14 protein-coding genes are annotated in these 15,297 nt (G+C 72.2%); 2 read left to right on the top strand and 12 right to left on the bottom strand.

Annotation, left to right across the window (positions count from 1 at the left end):
• Positions 1-174: 174 nt before the first annotated feature.
• Entirely contained in the window at positions 175-468 is a 294-nt protein-coding gene (locus BS80_RS14015) for a DUF1330 domain-containing protein (protein ID WP_035796895.1), read from the top strand.
• A gap of 34 nt (positions 469-502) precedes the next feature.
• Here the strand turns inward: BS80_RS14015 and BS80_RS14010 are convergent, their stop codons facing one another.
• Together BS80_RS14010 and BS80_RS14005 are read right to left on the bottom strand one after the other, a co-directional pair.
• On the bottom strand, positions 503-1,474 hold the full coding sequence (locus BS80_RS14010; RefSeq protein WP_051966569.1) for a pirin family protein: 972 nt from the start codon (positions 1,472-1,474) through the stop codon (positions 503-505).
• Positions 1,475-1,561: 87 nt separating this feature from the next.
• Positions 1,562-2,512, bottom strand: coding sequence for a ribokinase (locus BS80_RS14005; protein ID WP_035796893.1), 951 nt, complete (start codon positions 2,510-2,512; stop codon positions 1,562-1,564).
• Between the two features lie 92 nt (positions 2,513-2,604).
• Between BS80_RS14005 and paaI the strand changes: the two genes are divergently transcribed.
• A complete protein-coding gene (gene paaI / locus BS80_RS14000) occupies positions 2,605-3,018 on the top strand; it encodes a hydroxyphenylacetyl-CoA thioesterase PaaI (RefSeq protein WP_051966568.1) in 414 nt (137 codons plus the stop codon).
• Between the two features lie 64 nt (positions 3,019-3,082).
• Here the strand turns inward: paaI and BS80_RS13995 are convergent, their stop codons facing one another.
• From BS80_RS13995 to BS80_RS13950, 10 genes are all read right to left on the bottom strand, one after another.
• On the bottom strand, positions 3,083-4,339 hold the full coding sequence (locus BS80_RS13995; RefSeq protein ID WP_035796891.1) for a phenylacetate--CoA ligase family protein: 1,257 nt from the start codon (positions 4,337-4,339) through the stop codon (positions 3,083-3,085).
• 8 nt (positions 4,340-4,347) lie between these two features.
• Positions 4,348-5,232 (bottom strand): SDR family NAD(P)-dependent oxidoreductase, encoded by an 885-nt coding sequence (locus BS80_RS13990; RefSeq protein WP_035796889.1) that lies wholly within the window; start codon positions 5,230-5,232, stop codon positions 4,348-4,350.
• The gene (locus tag BS80_RS13985) at positions 5,229-6,515 is read right to left on the bottom strand and encodes an MFS transporter (RefSeq protein ID WP_035796887.1); all 1,287 of its coding nucleotides are present in this window, start codon (positions 6,513-6,515) and stop codon (positions 5,229-5,231) included. Before BS80_RS13985 ends, BS80_RS13990 begins: the two co-directional genes overlap by 4 nt.
• Positions 6,512-7,738, bottom strand: a complete 1,227-nt coding sequence (locus tag BS80_RS13980) for an AMP-binding protein (protein WP_035796885.1) — start codon at positions 7,736-7,738, stop codon at positions 6,512-6,514. Before BS80_RS13980 ends, BS80_RS13985 begins: the two co-directional genes overlap by 4 nt.
• Positions 7,735-8,748, bottom strand: a complete 1,014-nt coding sequence (locus BS80_RS13975) for an ATP-grasp domain-containing protein (RefSeq protein ID WP_035796882.1) — start codon at positions 8,746-8,748, stop codon at positions 7,735-7,737. Before BS80_RS13975 ends, BS80_RS13980 begins: the two co-directional genes overlap by 4 nt.
• A gap of 20 nt (positions 8,749-8,768) precedes the next feature.
• Positions 8,769-10,172, bottom strand: coding sequence for a KamA family radical SAM protein (locus BS80_RS13970; protein ID WP_035796879.1), 1,404 nt, complete (start codon positions 10,170-10,172; stop codon positions 8,769-8,771).
• A 6-nt stretch (positions 10,173-10,178) separates the two neighbouring features.
• Complete coding sequence (locus BS80_RS13965; RefSeq protein ID WP_198045514.1) at positions 10,179-11,837, bottom strand: class I adenylate-forming enzyme family protein; 1,659 nt, start codon at positions 11,835-11,837, stop codon at positions 10,179-10,181.
• 146 nt (positions 11,838-11,983) lie between these two features.
• A complete protein-coding gene (locus tag BS80_RS13960; protein WP_083974614.1) occupies positions 11,984-13,366 on the bottom strand; it encodes a flavin monoamine oxidase family protein in 1,383 nt (460 codons plus the stop codon).
• A complete protein-coding gene (locus tag BS80_RS13955; protein WP_083974612.1) occupies positions 13,363-13,632 on the bottom strand; it encodes a phosphopantetheine-binding protein in 270 nt (89 codons plus the stop codon). Before BS80_RS13955 ends, BS80_RS13960 begins: the two co-directional genes overlap by 4 nt.
• On the bottom strand, positions 13,629-15,188 hold the full coding sequence (locus BS80_RS13950; protein WP_035796875.1) for an amino acid adenylation domain-containing protein: 1,560 nt from the start codon (positions 15,186-15,188) through the stop codon (positions 13,629-13,631). The genes BS80_RS13955 and BS80_RS13950 overlap by 4 nt, the downstream gene beginning before the upstream one ends.
• Between the last annotated feature and the right edge of the window lie 109 nt (positions 15,189-15,297).

The following is a 15,297-nucleotide window of genomic DNA, read 5'->3' as shown; positions in this document are numbered from 1 at the left end:
CTCTTGGCACGATCTTGCTGATCGGCTGCTGGTGGGTCGTGGCCGATCTGCCGATCCGGCCGCTGGCGACGGTGTGATCAGAAGCACAGATGCCTGGTGCTCCGTCGCCGGGATCGGGCAATCTGAGCGTCAAACTCGAAGTCGGATCTGTCCGGCCGAACACAGGAGGTTTCCATGGCCAAGGGCTACTGGGCCAGTGTCTACCCCGCCATTTCCGACCCTGAGAAGCTGACTGCCTACAACGAGTTGGCGGGTCCGGCTGTCCGGGCGGCGGGCGGGCGCCTGCTGTCCCGTGACGGGCGAGTCGTCGCCCACGAGGCCGGAATCCCGCACCGCGTCGTTCTGATCGAGTTCGACAGTTTTGAACAGGCGGTCGCGGCCTACGAGAGCGAGGCGTACCAGAAGGCGTTGGTGGCCCTCCCCGCCGGCTTCGAGCGTGACTTCCGCATCGTCGAAGGCATCGACTGACCGGCGGGCCCAGCCATCGCCGGGCATCCGTCGGTCAGCGCGCCCTTCCCCGTGGCTTCAGGGGCAGTCGGGGCAGCTGGGGAGCGGCCAGCCGGCCACCGTCGTAGCCGTGCACCTCGCCGAAGCGGGTGCCGGTCATCCACTCCTCGCGTGCCTGCCTGATATCCGCGTCGGTCCGGCCGATGAAGTTCCACCACATGACGATCTTCTCCTCGAAGGGCTCGCCGCCGAGCAGCAGCAGGGAGCCGTCGGCCAGTGCGCGGAGCGGCAACTCGCGGCGTCCGGAGCCGAGGTAGAGCATCGAGCCGGGGTCCAGGCGGACCCCGTCCACCTCGGTCAGGCCGGACATGGTGAGCACGGCGTACTCGAAGTCCGGTTCCAGGGGCGGGGCGGTCGAGGTGCCCTCGGTGAGGGTGAGGTCGACGCCGACCAGCGGGGTGAAGGTGCGGCCGGGGGAGGTGGCGCCGTCCATCGAACCGAGGATCACGGTGCCGTGCAGGCCGGTGGCGCTGATCTCGGGGAGGTCGGCGTGGTGTTCGAAGGTGGGAGCCGTGTGCCGGTGGGCGTCGGGGAGGGCGGTCCAGAGTTGGGCGCCGTGCAGGAGGCGGGCGTGGTCGCGCGGGGACTCCTCGGAGTGCGAGATGGCCCGGCCCGAGGTCATCAGTCCGAGTTCGCGCGGGCGGACGGTGGCCAGGCTGCCGAGGCTGTCGCGGTGCAGCACCTCGCCGTCGTGCAGCCAACTGACGGTCTGCAGGCCGATGTGCGGGTGCGGCGGGACCTGCATGCCGGGCTCGTCGGCGATGTCGTCGGGGCCGTAGTGGTCGACGAAGCACCAGGCGCCGACCATCCGCCGGCCCAGGTTGGGCAGCAGGCGCCGGACGACGGTGCTGCCGCCCAGCGCGGTCTCCCGGGGCGCCAGCAGCTCATGGACGGGCCCGGCCGGTACCCGTAGGCGGCCACCGCGTACGGCGGGGGAGGGGGAGATGACGGGATCGGGCTCGCTCACGGCCGGTGTGCTCCCTTGCTGTCGACGGCGACGACGGGCGGGCCGCCGGTCGGGGTGCATTTAATTTATCATTCAACTAGATGATGATCAACGGCGGTGCCCGGCGAGCAGGGCGTCCACCTCGGCGCGTACGGGCAGGGCGTCCTGCGCACCCGGCCGGGTCGCGGCCAGGGCTCCGGCGGCGCAGGCGCGCCGCAGGGCCTCGGGCAGCGGGCGTCCGGTGCCGAGCGCGACGGACAGCTGCGCGCAGAAGGCGTCGCCCGCGCCGACGGTGTCCACCGCCTCGACCGGGAAGGCGGGTTGGCGGTGCCGGCCGGACGGGCCGACCGCGATCGCGCCGGCCGCACCCAGCGTGATCACCACCGTGGTGGGCCCCAGCTCCCGCAGCCGTTCGGCGCGGCCGGGCCAGTCCGGCTCGGCGGCATCGGCGTCGGCGACGGGCCCGAGCAGCCCGGTCGCCTCGGTCTCGTTGACGACCAGGACGTCCACGGCGCGCAGCAGTTCGGCCGTCGACGGCCCGGGCCCGGGCAGCGGCGCGGCGTTCAGCACGGTCAGTGCCCCGGCCGCGCGGGCCGCGCCGGCGGCGGCCAGCACGGTGCGGAGTGGAACCTCCAGTTGCAGCAGCAGGGTGTCGCCGGGGCCGACGAGCGGACCCGGCGTCAGCGACTCCAGGGCGCGCACGTCCAGCCGGCCGTTGGCACCCGGCGAGAGCGTGATGGTGTTCTCGCCGTCCCGCTGGACCACGATCATGGCCAGCCCGGAGGCGGCGCCCGGGAGGGTCGCCACCGCGCTGTCGTCGACGCCCTCGGCGGTGAGCCGGGCGCGCAGCTCGACGCCGAAGGCGTCCTCGCCGAGCAGCCCGACCATCCGCACCCGCGCGCCCAACCGGGCTGCGGCGACGGCCTGGTTGGCCCCCTTGCCGCCGGCGCCGCGCACCACGTCGGCGCCCGAGACGGTCTCGCCCGGGGCCGGCAGGCGCGGGACGGTGACCGAGAGGTCCATGTTGAGACTGCCGACCACGACCAGTCGTTCCGTCATCGTTGCGGGCTCCGTGCTTCTCTTCGTCGGCTTCGACAGCAGTCCGCCAACGGTACGGGCCCAGCCGGTCCGTGATCGATACGATCGCCGGTATGACTGTGGATGAACGGATCGCCGCGCTGTATGAGCGCGACCTGACCTGCCGCACGCTGGGCATCACCCTCGACGAGGTGTCCGAGGGGCGCGCGCTGATGCGGATGCGGGTGGGCGAGTCCATGGTGAACGGGCACGGGACGGCGCACGGCGGCTATCTGTTCCTGCTGGCCGACGCGGCGTTCTCCTACGCCTGCAACAGCTACGGTCCGGTCACCGTCGCGCAGGCCGCGCAGGTCACCTTCCTGACCCCGGCCGCCGTCGGGGACGAGCTGGTCGCCGAGGCGGTGGAGCGGGTGCGCTCCGGGCGCAGCGGCATCTACGACGTGACCGTCCGGCAGGCCGGCGGGAAGGCCGTCGCGGAGTTCCGCGGGCAGAGCTTCGTCCTCGCGGGCCCGCCGCGGAGCGGGTGAGCGACGCCTGCGGGTGAGCGGGCGCCGGGCCTGACCCGGCGCTGCCCACCCGCCCGGCGCCGGGTCAGGCCGGCGGGCGCTCGTCCAGCACCTGGCGGAGCTTGCCGGTGAGCGGGTTGGTGACCAGCTCGGAGCGCGGCACCCACTCGACGACGAGGTCGTGGACCGCGCCCTCGGCCACCTCGGAGGGGTAGAGCGGGATCGCCCGGTAGACGGCCTCGACGAGCCGCGCGCTCAGGTCCGCGGGCGGCTCCTCGATGTGCCCCAGGCGCAGGATGAGGCCGTCCCGGCCGTCCCAGCGGCGCTGCACCAGCTGGATGCCGGAGATGAACCGGCCCGGGTCGGCGGCCACCAGCACCGCGCGGATCTCCTCGGTGGGCATCGCGACGGTGCCGACCCGGGCACCCTCGTTCGCCCGGCCGACGAGGCGGAACCGCTGGCGCCCGGGGTCGACCCACTCGGCGCGGTCGCCGGCCGGGTAGCGGATGATCGGCATCAGGGTGCGGAACAGGTTGGTGACCAGGAGGCGGCCGGGCACGCCGGCGACCGTGATCGGCTCACCGGTCTCGTCGTCGACGATCTCCACCACCACGCGGTTCGCGAACGCCTCGTGCACCCGCACGTCGTCGCCCGGCACCGGCGCGCCGACCAGACCCGCGTCGTTGGACGCGTAGCCGAGCGAGGAGATGGCGGCCTTCGGGAAGGCCCGGTTCAGGATCGGGCGCAGGTCGTCGAAGAGCAGGTCGCCGGCGAAGAAGAGCAGTTCCACGGACTCGGCGCTGCGCCCGCCCTTGATGACGGCCTCGGCCACCGAGCTCAGCTTCATCGGCTCGCCCGCCAGCACCTGCACGTCGAAGGAGGCGATCAGGTCGGCGACGTACTCACCGCTCGTGGTGGCGCCGACCGAGAGCCGGACGTTCTCCACCGGCGCGTGGTGCAGGGCGTTCTCGATGTAGAGGAAGCCGCCGTAGAGCTCGCCCGCGTTGAACAGGTTGGCCACCCGGTGCCCCGGCTTGAGGCCGCCCTGCACCATGCCCGCGCCGAAGGCGGTCACCGAGTCGGCGTGCTCGGTGCGGGTCCAGGGGGAGAGCTTCGGGACGCCGCTGGTGCCGCCGGTCTTGTAGACGCCGGCGTCGGTCAGCGGGCCGGTCAGCAACCGGTTGTCCGGCCAGGTGTTGGCGGCCCAGAAGGCGGTGTGGTCGATGATCGGGAGCTGCGTGAGGTGCGAGATCGTCCGGGGTACGTCGCGGTACGCCTCGGCGTAGAACGGTGAGAGCCGCCGGGCGTGGTCGACCAGCTCCTGTAGTGACTTGGCGGGCACTGTTCCTCCTAGTTGCTGGGTTCCTGAGGGGTTGCCGGCCGCCCGATCCAGGTCCGGGCGAGGCGCTGGACGGTCGAGCCGTCCCGGTCGGCCAGCTTGTGGTCCAGGTAGTCGGCGGCCCACCGGCTGGACGGGATCCGGAAGTCCGGCCGCTCGGCCAGCAGGGTCCGCACCACGACGTCGGCGACCTCCTGCGACAACTGGCCCGCCGCCTCCCAGCCTTGGCCGCCGACCCAGGCGAGGTAGTCGGCGAAGGTGGGCGCGTAGGGGCCGGAGGCGGCCTGGATGGTCGTGCGGTTGATGTCCGGGAAGACCCCGAACGAGGTGTCGGGCACGAAGCCGGGGACCACGACGGACACCTTGACGCCGTGGGCGTCGGCGACCGGGGCCAGGCTCTCCATGAATCCCTCGACGGCGAACTTGGCCGCGCAGTAGGCCTCGTTGAACGGTTGGCCGACGAGTCCGTGCACGCTGCCGATGGTGACCAGGCGCCCGCGGGCCGCCCGCAGCAGCGGCATCGCGGCCCGGCTCACGGCGATGACGCCGAAGAAGTTCACCTCCAGGTTGGCCCGCAGCGCCTCCATCGTCGACATCTCCAGGGTGGGGTCGAAGTTGGAGATGCCGGCGTTGTTGACCACGGCGTCCAGCCGCCCGTAGTCCCGCGCGACGCCCTCGACGCAGGCCGCGACGGAGTCGGCGTCGGTGACGTCGAGGCGGCGCACGTCCAGCGTCACCCGGGCGCGGTCCGCCGCCGCCAGCAGGGCTTCGGCGCGGCCGGGGTCGCGCAGGGTCGCCACCGTGTTGAACCCGGCCTGCGCGGCGGTCACGGCGGTGGCCAGTCCGATGCCCGAGGACGTCCCGGTGATCAGCAGCGTGCCACGATCCGTGCTCATGAGGTGGAGTCCGCCAATTCCGCTTCAGTGACGACCGGTTGAGGCAGGCCTCGGTCGAGCAGTGCCTGGATCCGGACGGCCGGCAGGAAGGAGAGGGCGGCCAGCAGCGTGCCGCCGGCCATCACCGCCCGCGCCGCGTCGAGGATCCCCAGCGGGCCGGTCAGCAGGGTGACGCCCAGGCCGCCGGCGAGCGCGGCCAGCGGGATCACGCCCCAGGTCACGGTCCGGTAGGCCGCGTGCATCACGCCCTGGTTCTCGGCGGACATCCGGGCCTGCCGGGTGGGCGCGCTGCACACGTTGATGCAGGACATGAAGAAGCCGTAGCACCCCATCGTCACGGCGATCACCGGCCCGGCCGGCAGCGCGGGCGCGGCCAGCACACCGAGTCCGACCAGGCAGTGCAGCAGCAGCGCCCAGGCGAACGTCCGTCCCAGGCCCAGGCGTTCGCTGATCCTGGGGGCCACCACCGCGCCGGCCAGCGCGCCGACCGCGGCGACCGACATGGCCAGACCGAAGCCGGCGACCGAGAGGCCGAGCCCCCGGTAGCCGAGGATCGGCAGCACGGTGACGAAGACGGGCCCGCCGCAGTTGAGCGTCACCGCGGCCACGATCACCCGGCGCAGCACCGGATCGGCCCAGTTCAGCCGGAACCCGAGGGTCAGCCGCTCGCGCACCGAACCGGGCACGACCGTCCGCTCGCCCCACGGCCGCATGGAGCGGAAGCAGAGGGCCGAGACCAGGTAGCTGGCCGCGTCCACCAGCAGGGCGGCCACGCCGAGCGCGCTGTAGAGGCCGGCCGCGATCGAGGGACCGGCCACCTCGGAGACCGAACTGCTGCCCTCCAGGCGGGAGTAGGCGCGCACGAGCTGGTCCTGCTCCGACACGACGGCGGGGACGGCCACCAGGTAGCCGACGTTGAAGAAGATCGTCGCGCCGCTGATCACCGCCACGCAGCCGAACAGCAGCGGTGTGGACAGCCACCCCTGCCAGTACGCCAGCGGGATGACCAGCACCGCCACCAGCCGGACGAGGTCGCAGGTCAGCATCGTCCAGCGCTTGTCCCACCGGTCGACCAGCACGCCGGCGACCGGCCCGAGCAGCGGTATGCCCAGGTACTGGGCCATTGAGACGACGCCCACCTGGAGGGCGGAGGCGTGCAGCACGAAGATCATCAGGGTCGGCACGACGAAGACGGTGACCCGGTCGCCGGCCATGCTGACCGTCTGGCCGGCCCAGAACACGCTGAACCCGCGTCCCAGGGAGGCCGGCAGCCGGGGCCTCACGAGCCGTCCCGCAGCACGAGGTTGGCGGTCTTGCCGGTCCGGTCGTTGCTGACCAGCAGCTCGACCCGGCGCAGCTGGAAGGAGTCCGGGTCGTGCTGGAAGGCGGTGCTGAGCGTGAACGTCGCGGACAGCACGTCCCTGCGCAGCCGCTCGACGTCCACGGCGGCGCCCCGGTCGGTGAGCAGCAGGATCTCCACGGCGCTGACCCGGCCGCGCTGTTCGGTGATCACGACCTGGGCCCGGGACACCCCGGGTTCGCGTTCCACCCGCGCGATGACGTCGTCCACGTGCAGCCCCAGACCGCGGACCTGCACCACGCTGTCCCGGCGGCCCAGCACCCGCATGGCCGGGCCCGGCCGCCCGCACGGGCAGGCCACCAACTGTCCGGCGTCGCCTGTCTGGTAGCGCAGCACCGGGTTCAGCATGTCGGGGTTGAGGGTGCTGAAGTCCAGCAGCTCGTCCGGTCCGACGTGCACCAGCTGTTCGGGAAGCGGGTGGAAGGTGTCGGCCGGGCAGTCGGGGGTGTTGGTGCCCACCACCCAGGTCTCGGTGCTGCCGAACATCCCCCAGCGGCGCGCCTGCGGCGCCACCTCGGCGATGTCCTCGTCGAGTTGGGGTTGCCAGGCCTCGCCGAGCCAGAGCACCTTGCGCAGCGCCGGGAGCTTCAGGCCGGCGGCGCGCGCGGCGGCGAACCACATCCGCAGCACGCTCGGCGTCCCGCCGATCGCGGTCACCTCGCGGTCGGCGAAGAACGCCAGCCAGTCGGCGTACTCGTCCCGGCCGACCGAGCCGACCGCGATGACCTGGCAGCCCGACAGGTCGGCCAGTGCGGCGCTGAGGAAGTGCGCGCCCCACATCCGCCCGGCGCCCCAGGCGTTGACGAAGACGTCGGAGCGGTCCAGCGGCTGCCAGTGCGCGTGCACACCGGTCATGTAGAAGCCGGTCGGCGCGTAGCCGACCTTGGGCGCGCCGGTGCTGCCGCCGCTCTGGAAGAGCCAGGTGGCGCCGTGCTCGGCCTGCGGGCGCAGGTGGGCCAGGGCGGTGTTCAGGTCGTCCTTCATCAGGGGCGGCAGCGCGGCGAGGTCGTCCAGCGTGCGCGGCTGCCGGTGACCGGCGTAGCGCGGCGCCAACGCCGGTACGGTGAGCAGTCGTTCCAGGGTCCGCCGGGCCACCTCCAGGCGCGGTTCGGCCTGCTGCGGGGAGAGCGAGAACGAGGGCGTCACCGGATCCCCGTCCCCGTGCCGTTGGCCAGCCACTTCGCGTGGGCGTCCCGGTAGGCGGTGAACCGGGCGCGGGTGACGTCCCGTTGGAGCGTGCGGTGCGGATCGTCGAAGTCCGGCAGGATCACTCCGTCCGGCTCCAGCTCGGAGAACCAGAACCGTTCCCCGTCGAAGAGGAAGTCGACGCAGAAGAACGGGATCGGCAGCCGCTCGGCGAAGTACGCGGTGGCTTCGGCGAGTTCGTCCGGCAGGGCCGGGAACTCCATGCGGCCGTCCCGGCTGGCGTTGGCCACCAGCGAGCCGGGCTCCGGGACCCGCTTCATCACGGCGTACGGCTTGCCGTCGATGACGTACACCCGGTAGTCGACCGTGCCGTCGCCGAGGTAGGGCTGGACCAGCAGGGTGGTGTCGCCGCCCTGCGCCAGGCTGGCCAGGCCGCGCAGGTCCTCGGAGCTGCGGGCCAGGTTGATCCCGCCGCCGCCGCACCACCCGGTCGGCTTGACGATGGCCGGGAAGTCGACGCTCTCCAGCGCCACTTCGTAGAGGTGCTTGCCGATGTCCGGGCCGGTGCCGATCCGCAGGCTGGGTATCGGGCGGACCGGGGAGTCCTTGAAGTACAGCAGGGTGGCCATCTTGTCGTTGCCGATGAGCGAGACCTGCGGTGGGAACGGCAGGTAGAAGCCCGCCTGTTCGAGCACCGCGTACAGCGCGTACTGGTTGAAGACGTCCATCGACTGGTAGGGCAGCGAGTAGAGCGCGGTGATGAAGAGGGTGTCCTGCGGGGTGACCCGCTCGCCGTCCACGTAGACCCGCAGGTCGCCGGGGACGGTGGCGTCCACGGTCACGGCGTCGGGCGCGTGCCGGCTCCAGCGCATTCCCAGCTTCGCGGCCTCCTGGGCGTACAGGTCCCAGAAGAAGTCCTGCCAGAAGGCGGTCGCCCGGGTCGACTCCCGGTCGGGGAAGATCCAGCACATCCGGCGCAGGGAGGTGGGGGGTGGTTCGCTGTTGATCACTGCTGGTCCTTCGGCGGGGGTCAGGGACACGGCTCGGACCACCGGCGGCGGCCGGGTTCCGGGAGGGTGTCCACCGGGTCGTAGTACGGGTGGCGCCGGGCGAGCAGAGCGTCGGGGCCGCTGTCGGCGCTGTCGCCGTCGGTCTCCTGCGCGGTGCGCAGTTCGAGTCCGGTGCGGTAGTTCTTCGTCCAGTAGGAGATGCCGAGTTCGCGGTCGTAGGCGACCGCCTGGTGCACCCAGCGCTTGCCGACGTGCGGGACGTCGCAGACGATCCGCGGGGTGGCGTAGCCGGGCAGGTAGCCCATGATCGCGTCCTGGAGCACCTGGGCCTCGTGCACGGAGGTCCGCCAGTGCTCGGCGTTGGGGATCATGTCGCAGAGGTAGAAGTAGTAGGGCAGGATGTTCGCCTCGTCCTGGAGGGCGAAGCAGAGGTCGAGCAGGTCCTCGGGGGTGGCGTTGACGCCGCGCATCAACACGCCCTGGTTGCGGACGTCCTGGATGCCCACGTCGAGCAGCGCCCGGGCCGCCTCGGCGACCAGCGGGGTCACCGACCGCACGTGGTTGGCGTGGGTGTGCACGGCGAGGTTGACCGAGCGCCGGGCCGCGACCTTCGCCACCCGGCCCAGACCCTCCAGGACCTTCGGTTGCAGCCAGTGCTGCGGCAGGCCGACCACCGCCTTGCTGGCGAGCCGGATGTCGCGCACCGAGCCCAGCTCCAGCAGCCGCATCAGGAACGACTCCAGCTGCGGCCAGGGCACGTTGGCGAGGTCGCCGCCGGAGACCACCACGTCGCGCACGCTCGGCGTGCGCTTGAGGTAGTCGAGCATCTGCTCCTGTCGGTCGGCGGGCCGCAGCTCCAGCCTGGTCTTGGTGACCTGGGCGGTCGAGTTGCCGACCAGGTCCATCCGGGTGCAGTGGCCGCAGTACTGCGGGCAGGTGGCGACCAACTCGGCCAGCACCTTGGTGGGATAGCGGTGGGTGAGGCCCTCCACCACCCACATCTCGGCCTCGTGCAGCGAGTCGCGCTCGGCCTTCGGGTGGCTCGGCCACCGCGGGTGCCGGTCGGCGCGGACCGGCAGCATGTAGCGGCGGACCGGGTCGGCCAGGAACGCTTCGGTGAACGCCTGCGGCTCGGTCGGGGCGTGCGGCGCCATGGTGTTGAGCATCTGCGGTGGCAGCAGCATCGACATCGTGGCGAACTGGGCCTGGTCGGCGGCGAGTTCCTCGTAGAACCGGTCGGTGAGCAGTCCGCCGTAGACGGCCCGCAGCTGGCGGATGTTCTTGACGCAGTGGCTCCGCTGCCACTGCGCGTCCCGCCACTGTGCCGCGGTGACGTCGCGCCAGCCCGGCAGCCGGCGCCAGTCCGGCTCGGTCAACGGCCGCCGCACGTACGGGTACGGCTGCCGGGTCGCGTGGTGGTCCATCGGGTGCTACCGGCCGGTGAAGAGCGTCGCGAAGCGGGTCCGCAGCTCGCGCTTGAGCACCTTGCCGGTGGGCCCCAGCGGGAAGTCCTGCGGCTCCCGGGCGATGCTCACCGCGGCGAGTTCGGCCAGACCGGCGGCGGCCAGCGCCTTGTTGGCGGCGTCCTGGACCAGGGCGGCGTCGGCGTGTCCGGCGTCGGCCTGCAACCGGACGACGGCGATCGGGCGTTGTCCCTCACCGGCCGCTCCGGGCACGCCGACCACCGAGCAGTCCTGGACCAGGTCGGCGCAGTCGGCCAGCAGCACTTCCTCGATCGGCAGGCTGTAGACCGGGCCGGCCGCGGTGTCGATGACGTCCACCGTGCGGTCGAGGTGGTGGAAGTTGCCGTCGGCGTCGCGGCGGGCCACGTCGCCGGTGAGCCAGTAGCCGGCCAGCTCGAAGGTGCCGGTGAGCTTGGGGTTGTTCCAGTAGCCGGGGGTCCGGGACGGCGTGACCACGCCGAGCAACCCGACGGTGCCGTCCGGGACTTCGTCGCCGCTTTCGTCGAGTACGGCGGCCTTCAGCACGACCTCCAGCGGCTTCCCGACGCAGCGGTCGTCGCGGGCGCTCTCCGGAGTGGTCACCTGGCCGAACAGCGCCATGCCCATCTCGGAGGAGCCCAGGCCGTCGATGAACTGCGAACCGGGCAGGGCCGGTTGCTCGGCCTTCTGGTGCGGCAGCAGCCAGGGTTCGATCAGCCCGGCCGGGCGCTCGCCGAGCTGCACCAGCCGGCGGATGTGCCCGTAGTGCGCGCTGTCACCGGTGTTGAACCAGGAGTGCACCTTCGCGGCGCCCTTGACCGGCAGTTCGCCGGTGGCCAGCTCGACGAAGGTCCGGGGGAAGGAGGCGACCATGGTGGGCTGGAAGGCCTCCATCACCGGCTCCACGACCGCGCGCCGCCAGTCGGACATCACCACGGTCGGCAGGCCGAGCAGGGTGGCGGTGAGGAAGTAGCTGAGGCCGCCCGCGTGGGTGTGCGGCATCAGCGACATCAGCCGGTCGTACGGCTCGGCGGGGAAGCGCAGCATGCGCGGCTGCTTGCCGTCCCAGAACTGGCGGTGCGCCAGGATGGTGGACTTCGGCGTGCCGGTGGTGCCCGAGGAGTGGATCAGCGCGACCACGTCGTCCGGGTCGTGTCGGTACGGATAGACCTCGGGGAGCCGGACCGATTCGGCGTCGAAGGCCTGGATCTCGGCCGCCATGGTGATGAAGCGCGGGCGGCGCAGCGGGTCCTCGCGGTAGGCCGAGGCGAGGCGGGTGGGGTCGTCCGCGACGATGCCGACCACGCCGACGTGGTTGAGGTAGCGGACCATGACCTCGTGCCGCATGGCGTCGTTGACCAGGGCCGGGACGGCGCCCAGCGCGCTGAGCGCGAGGAAGTGCAGCAGTGGTTCCAGGCCCTCGCCGACCACCACACCGACCGGCTCGCCCGGGCGCACGCCGTTCGCCCAGTACCACCGGGCGTACTGGTCGCGCAGGGCGGCGAGGTCGAGCAGGCTGTGCCCGCGCAGCACGACGGCGCCGCGGTGGTCGGTGTGGTGGCTGTAGACGAACGGGACCGCGCGCTGGGGGTTGGCCGCGATGGCCTGGTCCAGGAAGTTGCCGGCACCGAGCGTGGGCTCGGTCATCAGCCGCTGTCTGGCGGAAAGGGGGGCGACGGAACTCTGGTCGCTCATGGCGTTCATGGCGTTCTCCCAGGGCGGGGGCGTCCGGCCCGCGCTCTTGTGGAGGCGGGGCCGGACGGACATGGGTGAAGGACGGCGGAAAGGGGGTGCTAGAGCCGGGTGAGGATCTCGGCGACCACGCGGGTGCCGGAGCGGATCGCGCCTTCCATGAGCCCGAAGTACTCGGTGCTCGTCTCGGTGCCGGCCCAGTGCACCCGGTGGTGCGCGGTGGTCAGTGTGGGGCCGTGTCGCAGCCAGTCGCCCGGTCCGAAGAGGGCGGCGTAACAGCCCTGGCTGTACTGCTCGTTGACCCAGTCGGTGACATGGAAACCGATCGGGGGCGGGAGCATCGGGAAGAGCCGGGCGGCCTGCTCGACCGCCGCCGCGCGCTGCCGCCGTGCGTCGAGTGCCGCGAACCGGTGGGCCTCGCTCCCCGTGACGAAGCCGGTCAGCACGCCGACCCCGTCCGCGGCCGGCGAGTCGTCCACGGTGGACAGCAGCGGGCCTTCGGCGTTCACCGACCAGCCGGAGAGCCCGTGTTGACGCCAGAGCGGCTCCGGGTAGACCAGGTTGACCTTGACCGCGCAGCCGCGAGCGGTCCGTCCGCCGGCCCGCCGGACGGGGAGCCCCGGCCGGTAGTCGATGGTGTCGGCGAGCAGCGGCGGCAGCGCCACCACCGCGACGTCCGCCCGGTAACTGCCCCGCGTCGAGTGGGCGGTGACCCCGTCGGCGTCCTGGTGGACGGCGAGCACGGGCTCGCCGAGCCGTACCCGGGTGCCCAGCCGCTCGGCCAGCCGCTCGCATACCTGGTGGGCGCCACCGTCGATCCGGTCCTGCTGGGCACCGCCCTCGAAGGCGTTGAGGTAGCGGATGCCGCCGCCCGAGCGCAGGTAGAAGGCCAGGTGCAGGACGGAGACGTCGGCCGGGTCGGCGGCCATCATCTCGCCCAGGAAGAGCGGGAAGAAGAGCCGGGCGTCGGGGTGGGTCAGGTGCTCGTCGGCCCAGGCCGCGGCGGTCGTGGTGTCCAGCCGTTCGGCGTCGGGGGTGAGCCAGGGCGCCTCGGGCCTTACCGCGGCGGTCAGTTCGTCCAGCAGCTCGAACATGTCGCCGAGGGCTACGGCGTTCAGCGGCGGGAACCGCCCGTCCCGGGTGGCGTGTTGGGCGCCCAGCGCGAAGCGGCTGGCGCCGAGCATCGTGGTGGGTGTGGTCTTGAGGTCCAACTCGGCGACCAGGGAGAGCAGTTCGGTGTGTCGGTCGCCCAGGTAGGCGGCGCCGGCGTCGATCTGCCGTCCGGGGGCGACCGCGAGGCCGTGGGTGCGGCCGCCGACCCGGTCGCGGGCCTCCAGCACGGTGACCTCGATCCCGCGGGCGGTCAGACCGGCCGCGGCGGTGAGCCCGGCAAGTCCCGCCCCGACCACGACGGCGGTGGCCACGGGTCGGCCGGCGGTTGGTTCGGCGGCCGACCCGGTGGCGGCGTCGCGCGGGCCGCTCATCTGCCGGCCGCGATCTTCGCGGCGAGACCCTCGGGGGTCGGCGCCAGCACGAAGTCCTCGAAGGACAGCTCCACGCCGTGGCCGCGGGCGATCGCGCTCAGCACCCGGGTGGCGATCAGCGAGTCGCCGCCGAGCTCGAAGAAGTCGGAGTCCGCCACGACGTCCGTGCTCTCCAGCACGCGGCAGAAGATCGCCACCAGGTCCTGGACCTCGGCGGTGGGCGAGGCGGTGGGGGAGGTGGTGGCGGTGCTGCTGTCAGGGCTCATCGAAGGTCTCCTTTGGCCTGGGGGTGGGCCGCGTGTCGCTGGTGCGATGCTGTTCGGTCGACTTTTCCGCTCGCGGTGAGTTCGAGTCGGGGGACGACGGTGATCCGGCTGGGCACCAGGTGGCCGGGCACCCGCTCGCGCAGGTAGGACAGGACGTCGGCGTCCAGCGTCCCGACCGTCGTGTGGGGTCTCGGCACCACGTAGGCGACCAGGGTGGAGCGGCCGGCGACGGTCGCCCCGGCCACGGCCACCGCGGTCACCTCGGGGTGGGTCGCGATGTGCGCCTCGACCTCGGCGGGGTCCACCCGGATGCCGCGGACCTTGATCTCGTGGTCCAACCGGCCCTGGTGGGTGAGGACGCCGTCCGGAGCGCTGCTCACCCGGTCGCCGGTGCGGAAGCAGCGCGTGCCGTCCAGCACCGGGAACCTGGCCTCGGTGGCCTGCGGCAGTCCGAGGTAGCCGAGCGCGAGGGCCGGCCCGCCGATCAGCAACTCGCCCTGCTCGCTGATCCGTTGGACGACGTGCGGCAGCGCCCGTCCGATCGGCGCCCGGGCGCCGGCGTCCCACCGGGCCCCGGGTGAGGGGACCCGGGGTCCGTGCAGGTCCACGGCGTGGGTAATCAATGTCGTCTCGGTGCAGCCGTAGGTGTTGAGCAACCGGATCCGCCCGGTGTCCAGGCCGCTCCAGTCGGCCAGCCGGGCCGGGCTCGCTGCCTCGCCGCCGATCACCAGCAGCCGGACGCAGCTCGGCAGGGCGAGCCGGTCCTCGGCCAGATGTAGCACCAGCTCGTGCCAGAAGGCGGTGGGCAGGTCCAGGACGGTGATCCGTTCACGCTCGACCATCCGCAGGAACCGGGGGAACGACCCCGCGTGCGCCTCGGCGTCCAGGACGAGTGTGGCTCCCGTGGTGAGCGTCGGCAGGATCTCCTCGAAGCAGGTGTCCCAGTTCAGTGAGGCGAACTGCAGCACGCGGTCCTCGGGCGTGAGCTCGAACAGCTCCCGCAGCGAGTGCACGGTGGCGGAGATCGCCCGGCGGGGGGTGACGACGGGCTTCGGCCGTCCGGTTGAGCCGGATGTGAAGAGGATGTAGGCCGGTTCGTCGGGCCCGACCTCGATGTGACCGGCCGGTGGGACCGGTAACCGGGCGGTGTTCGCGACGGATTCCACGAGCGGCTCTAACGCGACGCAAACCGGACCGAGCGGGGATGCCGTCTCCGGTTCGGCGGTGACCATTGCGCGGCAGTCGACCGCGGCCAGCATCTCCTGTCGGCGCTGAAGCGGGAATGCCGGATCGACCGGGCAGTAGACGCCCCCGGCGGCGAGCACGCCGAGCAGTCCGACGACGGTTTCCGGCGTGTGGGCTGCCTGGACCGCCACCACGCCCGGCCGGGTGCCCAGGCGGGTGGCCAGGGTGCCTGCCCAGGCGCGGAGTTGGCGATAACTCACGGCGTGTCCATGGTGGAAAAGCGCCGGGCGCTCCGGATATCGCAGGGCAATTTCCGTGAACGCGTCAAACAAGTCGGAAGAAGTCTCTTTGGTGTCGTGGTTCTTTGACATGCCCGCCCCAATTAATGCCTGCGAGTGCCCGTCTGTGCTCGGCGAATCGGGACTCTACCTTCGAACATGAGTTGCCACAATGGTTGGTAAAGGGGTCTGAGTTTGCCTC

The sequence above is a fragment of the Kitasatospora mediocidica KCTC 9733 genome (assembly GCF_000744225.1).
Classification (GTDB): domain Bacteria; phylum Actinomycetota; class Actinomycetes; order Streptomycetales; family Streptomycetaceae; genus Kitasatospora; species Kitasatospora mediocidica.
Note: the sequence above shows the minus strand (reverse complement) of the source record. Positions and strands in the feature narration are given on the sequence as shown.

What these genes read in the sequence shown, in the direction of transcription:
- BS80_RS14015 (WP_035796895.1), top strand. Translation starts at nt 175, where the DNA reads ATGGCCAAGGGCTACTGGGCCAGTGTCTACCCCGCCATTTCCGACCCT.
- BS80_RS14005 (WP_035796893.1), bottom strand. Translation starts at nt 2,512, where the DNA reads ATGACGGAACGACTGGTCGTGGTCGGCAGTCTCAACATGGACCTCTCG.
- paaI (WP_051966568.1), top strand. Translation starts at nt 2,605, where the DNA reads ATGACTGTGGATGAACGGATCGCCGCGCTGTATGAGCGCGACCTGACC.
- BS80_RS13990 (WP_035796889.1), bottom strand. Translation starts at nt 5,232, where the DNA reads ATGAGCACGGATCGTGGCACGCTGCTGATCACCGGGACGTCCTCGGGC.
- BS80_RS13970 (WP_035796879.1), bottom strand. Translation starts at nt 10,172, where the DNA reads ATGGACCACCACGCGACCCGGCAGCCGTACCCGTACGTGCGGCGGCCG.
- BS80_RS13965 (WP_198045514.1), bottom strand. Translation starts at nt 11,837, where the DNA reads ATGACCGAGCCCACGCTCGGTGCCGGCAACTTCCTGGACCAGGCCATC.
- BS80_RS13960 (WP_083974614.1), bottom strand. Translation starts at nt 13,366, where the DNA reads ATGAGCGGCCCGCGCGACGCCGCCACCGGGTCGGCCGCCGAACCAACC.
- BS80_RS13955 (WP_083974612.1), bottom strand. Translation starts at nt 13,632, where the DNA reads ATGAGCCCTGACAGCAGCACCGCCACCACCTCCCCCACCGCCTCGCCC.
- BS80_RS13950 (WP_035796875.1), bottom strand. Translation starts at nt 15,188, where the DNA reads ATGTCAAAGAACCACGACACCAAAGAGACTTCTTCCGACTTGTTTGAC.